The organism is Micromonospora sicca, from assembly GCF_003172935.1.
Taxonomy (GTDB): domain Bacteria; phylum Actinomycetota; class Actinomycetes; order Mycobacteriales; family Micromonosporaceae; genus Micromonospora; species Micromonospora sicca.
The window spans coordinates 1-5,339 of record NZ_QGKS01000278.1 but is presented as its reverse complement, the minus strand read 5'-3'; the positions used below and the strand labels follow the sequence as shown (position 1 = coordinate 5,339).

General features: G+C 71.1%; 5 protein-coding genes. All 5 read left to right on the top strand.

Annotated features, from left to right (window positions below; genetic code table 11):
* The first annotated feature begins 443 nt into the window (after positions 1-443).
* Genes DKT69_RS22500 through nfi form a run of 5 tightly spaced genes read left to right on the top strand, consistent with a single transcriptional unit; the run spans position 444 to position 5,137 of the window.
* On the top strand, positions 444-2,693 hold the full coding sequence (locus DKT69_RS22500) for a toxin glutamine deamidase domain-containing protein (protein ID WP_236648166.1): 2,250 nt from the start codon (positions 444-446) through the stop codon (positions 2,691-2,693).
* Complete coding sequence (locus DKT69_RS22495; RefSeq protein ID WP_109803497.1) at positions 2,690-3,133, top strand: hypothetical protein; 444 nt, start codon at positions 2,690-2,692, stop codon at positions 3,131-3,133. The genes DKT69_RS22500 and DKT69_RS22495 overlap by 4 nt, the downstream gene beginning before the upstream one ends.
* A gap of 48 nt (positions 3,134-3,181) precedes the next feature.
* Positions 3,182-3,769, top strand: coding sequence for a DinB family protein (locus DKT69_RS22490; RefSeq protein ID WP_201749800.1), 588 nt, complete (start codon positions 3,182-3,184; stop codon positions 3,767-3,769).
* A 22-nt stretch (positions 3,770-3,791) separates the two neighbouring features.
* On the top strand, positions 3,792-4,442 hold the full coding sequence (locus tag DKT69_RS22485; RefSeq protein ID WP_109803496.1) for a tetratricopeptide repeat protein: 651 nt from the start codon (positions 3,792-3,794) through the stop codon (positions 4,440-4,442).
* A gap of 32 nt (positions 4,443-4,474) precedes the next feature.
* Positions 4,475-5,137 carry a deoxyribonuclease V gene (gene nfi, locus DKT69_RS22480; protein ID WP_236648165.1) on the top strand — a complete coding sequence of 221 codons (663 nt, stop codon included), beginning with the start codon at positions 4,475-4,477 and terminating at the stop codon, positions 5,135-5,137.
* The last annotated feature ends 202 nt before the right edge of the window (positions 5,138-5,339 follow it).

The following is a 5,339-nucleotide window of genomic DNA, read 5'->3' as shown; positions in this document are numbered from 1 at the left end:
CGGTTGGCTCGCCCACTGCACGGGGGCGGGACGTCGGTCCGCCGGCCCCGGGTCCGGAGCCGTCACCGTCACCATCACCGCGATTTCCGCTGCTGGAGGCGTTGGCACCGGGACCACCGAGGCACACAGACGACGCCTCTCCGATTCTCCCGGGGCCGTTCGACCCGCTGCCGCCCCGCCCCAAGACGCCGGAACAGCTTGCCGCTCACCGAGCTGCCGACCGCGAGGGCCTGGATCGACGCCGGTATCAGGGTTACTTCGAGGCGCAGCGGGCGTGGTTCGAGGACAGGCGACGGCAGGAAGAAGCGGCCTGGCTTCGCACGCGCGCTGACCGGCATCAGCGCTCAGCGGGCGAATACGGCGCTTACGCGCAGCAGCTACACGAGGCGGGCCACGACCTGGTCGCACAGCGGTGGCGCAAAGCCGCTTTTGATGCCAGCACGATGAGCTACGAGCTGCAGGAGCGCGCATATGCGGTGCTGAACGGGTCCGTCGTGCCCGAGCACGTGACGGTCGACGACGACGCGGACTTCTACCGGATCAACGATGATGTCGCCGACCTGGCACCCGGCGCGGTCGAGACGTCCGACCGGTCGGCCCTGACCGGGGACGACGACCCGCCGCCGATCGACCGCTCCCGCAGGTTCGGGATACGGGGCGGGCTGCGTCCACCGCTCGCCTTGCACCAGACCGACCTCGAACGGCAGATGCCGCGCAACCCCGACGGCAGCGTGGTGCGGACGGCCGACCCCCGGTACGGCGGCTGGTTCCGGTTGGCGAACGACGGCGGCCCGCAGGCGGATGCCTCCCGGGGCATCAACTGCCTGGACTGCACCCTGTCGCTCTACGACACGTGGGTGCACGGCCGTCCCCGGGTCTCCGCGCCGCGTACCTTCGACGCGTACCTGGAGGGGGACGTGCGCCGGCCGGTCGGCGGTGAGGTGGACGGTCCCCGACGGGTCGAGGAGATCACCGGAGGACGGTTCCAGAAGCTGTGCCCCGAGACCGGTGCGGCTACCGGTTTCGGGGCAGGGCAGGCGGTCGAGCGGGGGTATCGCGACCTCCACGAGCAGTTGCTCCTGGGTGGGCACGGCAGTTACGCCTTCCTCGTCACGAGTTTGGAGCACGGCGGCTCCCACGCGTGGGTGGCGTTGAACCAGAACGGCACGGTGCTGTACCTCGATCCGCAGAGCGGGCACGTCTGGGACCGCCCGCTCTACACGCACAGCGGGGTGCCGGGTCAGGCGAACGTGGTCGGGATAGACGCGCTGGTCCTGGGCCGGGACGGCCGGCCGATGCCGCTGGCCGGCCGGCCACCAGGCGATTTCAACGTCCTGCCCGACGTACCGGAACCGTCCGACCCGCCCCGACCGCCAGCGCCGCGGCACCCGCTGGACGACGTGCCGGACTTCAACCACGTCCACCTGCTAGGCGAGCCCACGTCGATCACCCCGCCGGGCGCGACCTCCTTTCCTGGTAGCCGACCGGAACCGGATCCGAATGGTCTGCGGCGGGCGCACCTTGACGCTCACGCTGAACGGATAGCGGCTGGGCAGTTCGTGCGAGATGCTGTGGCAGCCGGTGGAAGCCTGGACGAGGTGTTCGCCGCCGGGGTGACTCCGGTCGAGCTGGCGAACCATGTCGACGCATCCACGCTCCGTCGCCTAGTGCCCGATCTTGACGAGGCAGCGGCCCGGGACGTGGCGCAACTCCTCGGTGACCCGCGGGTACGGCAGATGCTCGATCAGACGTGGGAGGCGCCCCCAAGCGGCAAGGCGTTGCTGGCCGAGACGCTGGTCCGGCAGCTGACGCGGCGCCCCGACTTGGCCCGGATGATGCTGGCGACGCCTGAGCTGGCGGCCTCGTTGACCGCCCGACCGGTGACGATGCACCACCTCGCCGGCAGCCAAAACGCCATCGACGTCCTAGGCGCGGCGTTGGCCGACGTCGCCCAGCGGGGGCCGGTGAAGGCGGCGCGGGACGGTGGCCCGGAAGTTGAACCGACTCCACTGACCGAGGAGCAGCGCCGAATTAGTGCCTCATGTCAGGCTCCCGGCCCTGATCCCGTTCAGCCGGGCTTCGACTACAAACGGCGCGGGGATTCGTCGTATCGTCACCTCTATCTCGATCAGCTCTACGTCGAGGCATCCCTCGCCCAGCCCGAAGTCACGGAGCTGGCGCGGCGGTTGGCATCCCGGTCGGCGCGTGGAGCGGTGGCTGAACCAAGGCCAGGCCAGAAGGACAGGCGGCGTGCCGAGGACAAGGTGAACAAATACCGAGGCGACGTGTCACTGCTGACCGACCTCGCGGCGGCGAGCGTCGCCTTCGAGAGGCTGTCCGACTTGTACGGGGCTCTCGAGACGATCCGGCGGGAGCCGGGGATCGAGATCGTCTATTTCGAGGATCGGTTCCTGACGCCACAAGAGAGCGGCTACCGGGACGTGATGATGATGTTGCGTACGACGAGCGGTCACATCGCCGAGTTCCGGCTGCATCTACAGGCGCTCGAAGAGGTTGCCGCGTGGGAGCACGCGTTGTACGAGGTGGGTCGAGATTTGAAGGCGTTGGCTGATCAAGAAGGCCGTAGCATGACGCCGACGGAGTGCGCCGTGCGGAACGGCCTTCTTCAGCAGGTCCGACGGTACTTCTGGGAGGCCCTGCAAACTGCGTTGGTCGGGGAGTCGCACGCGTGAGTGATGAGCCAGGTCTGGCCTTACCTGCCTACTTCAGCTATTACCGGTCGCCAGTGAAGATGGTGGCCACAGCTGAGGGCGGCCTGACCGCGTGGCGATTGTCGATCGATACCGGAGGATGGGAGCCGGTGACCCATCTCGCGGACGAGATCCTCTTCGCGATCGGCGGAGAGGTCAGCGTGCTCACGGCAGACCAGTTCGTCCAGCGGACGGAGCACGACCGGGGCCGATATCTGGAAGGTGAGGGCCCGGTCTTCGCGCTTTACGAGACCGTGCAGGCGATCGAGGACAGCGCCGCCGCCGAACGCCGCCACCTGACCGCCCGGGAGCAAGCCCTGATCAGTGGCATCCGGCGGAGGACGTTCGTCATGTTCGAGGAGGAGCTTCAGCGGGCCGGTGACCCCGGTGCCGATCCCACCATCGCCGACAGTCAGGCTTAGCGGCGTAAATGCGTTGCGGGAGGGTGGAGCGTGGGCGAGGGTCCGGGCATGGCTGACGCGCGTACCACCACCGAGACCGACCAGCCCGCGCCCCAGTTCGCCTGGTCCAACATGTTCGTCCGCCCCGAGGACGATCCGCGTTCCGAGGGCGGGTACCACGACGAGCGGTCGATGCTCGTCGGATACCTCCGGGATTACCGGCTGACCCTCGAAATGAAGTGCGCCGACCTCGACGCCGAGCAGCTCGCCCGGCGGTCCGTACCGCCGTCGAAGATGTCGCGGCTCGGCCTGCTGCGGCACCTGGCCGAGGTGGAGCGGAGCTGGTTCCGGCGGGTGATGGCCGGCCAGGACGTGCCCAAGCTCTACTCGGCGGAGGGTGAGCGGGACGGCGCGTTCGACAACGCGGTGGGGGACCCGGCGGTGGTCGAGGAGGCGTGGCGGACCTGGCGGACCGAGATCGCGTTCGCCGAGGAACTGGTCGCCGCGACGGCGGATCTGGGCGTCCGGGCGCGGATGTCCGACGGCCAGGAGATCTCGCTGCGGGAGCTGCTGCCGCACATGATCGAGGAGTACGCCCGGCACAGCGGTCACGCCGATCTGCTGCGTGAGCGCATCGACGGGCGAGTGGGTCAGTAACCGACGAGGACAGGGAGCGGGCATGGTCGTCGAGGACCGGATCGAGCGGGCCAGGGAGCTCTACGAGAACGCGGTGTTCGCCGGCGACGGTGGCGCGCTGGCCGCCGCCGAGCGGACGCTCGACGCGGTGGAGGCGGATCTCGCGCTCGCCCGCGGGCGGGTGCTGCACGCGCGCTTCCTGGAGGAAGAGGTCGAGGACCCGCGCGAGCTGGGGCTCTTCGAGCGGGCCGCCGAGCTGTACCGCGCGCTCGGCGACGTGCGTGGCGAGGGTGAGGCGCTGTTCTGGGTGGGTTGCCTCCACCAGGTCATCCGCGCCGACAACAACACCGCGGCCCCGGCCTTCGCCCGCGCCCGTCAGCTGGCCACCGAGGCCGGCGACAAGATGACCCTGTCGTACGTGCTGCGGCACCTGGCCTTCACCGAGCAGGCCGCCGGCCGGCTCGACCAGGCCCGGCAGTGGATGGAGGAGTCCACCCGGCTGCGCCGGGAGATCGGCTTCCTGCCCGGGGTCGCCGCGAACCTGGTCGGGCTCGGCTACCTCGCCGCCGACGCGGGCCGCCCCGACCAGGCGCTCGCCCTGGTCGACGAGGCCACCGCCGTCGCCGAGTCCGCCGGCGCCCACGGCGTCCTACGCTGGGCCGAGGAGGCCCGCACCGACCTCCAGCCCGCCTGAGGGCCGCGGTGACGGGAGGTGGGCTCCCCTACGTGCCGCCGGGGAGCGTGGCGGAGGCGCTGCGCGTACAGGAGGAGGTGCGGCCGCTGGCCGACCTGGCCGGGCCGGGACCGACCGCGCCCGCCACGGTGGCCGGCCTCGACGTCGCGTACGCGGAGAGCGGTGACCGGCTCGCGGCGGCCGTCACGGTGCTGGACGCCCGGACGCTCGCGGTGGTGGACTCGGCGGTCACCGTCGGCCGGCCCGCCTTCGACTACGTGCCCGGGCTCTTCGCCTTCCGCGAGCTGCCCGCGCTGCTGGACGCCCTGGACCGGCTGACCGTCCGTCCCGACCTGCTGGTCTGCGACGGGCACGGGCTGGCCCACCCGCGCCGGTTCGGGCTGGCCTGTCATCTCGGCGTGGTCACCGGCCTGCCCGCGATCGGGGTGGGCAAGACGCCGCTGGTCGGCGAGTGGGACGAGCCGGGCCCACGCCGGGGTGAGTCGTCGCCGCTGCGGGACGGCGACGAGGTGGTCGGCCGGGTGCTGCGCACCCGGGACGGGGTGAAGCCGGTCTTCGTCAGCGTCGGCCACCGGATGAGCCTGGCGAACGCCGCCGACCGGGTGCTGGCGCTGACCCCGCGCTACCGGCTGCCGGAGACCACCCGGACGGCCGACCGGCTCTGCCGCGACGTCCTCGCCGCCGCCTCGGACTGACCGGACCGGGCCAGGGACGAGGGCGGCCCGACGCAGGTCGACGTGGACGGTACGGGCGGCCCCGGGCGATGATCGGCGAGATCCGGCGCTTGTGATGCCGCTGCCGGCGATCGATGTCGATCCTGCGGCGCCCGTTCGGGGACCAGGGGTGGGCGTCGATGGTGGTGGGGGCGGCGCAGGGTGTCGCCGCACACATGCGGGG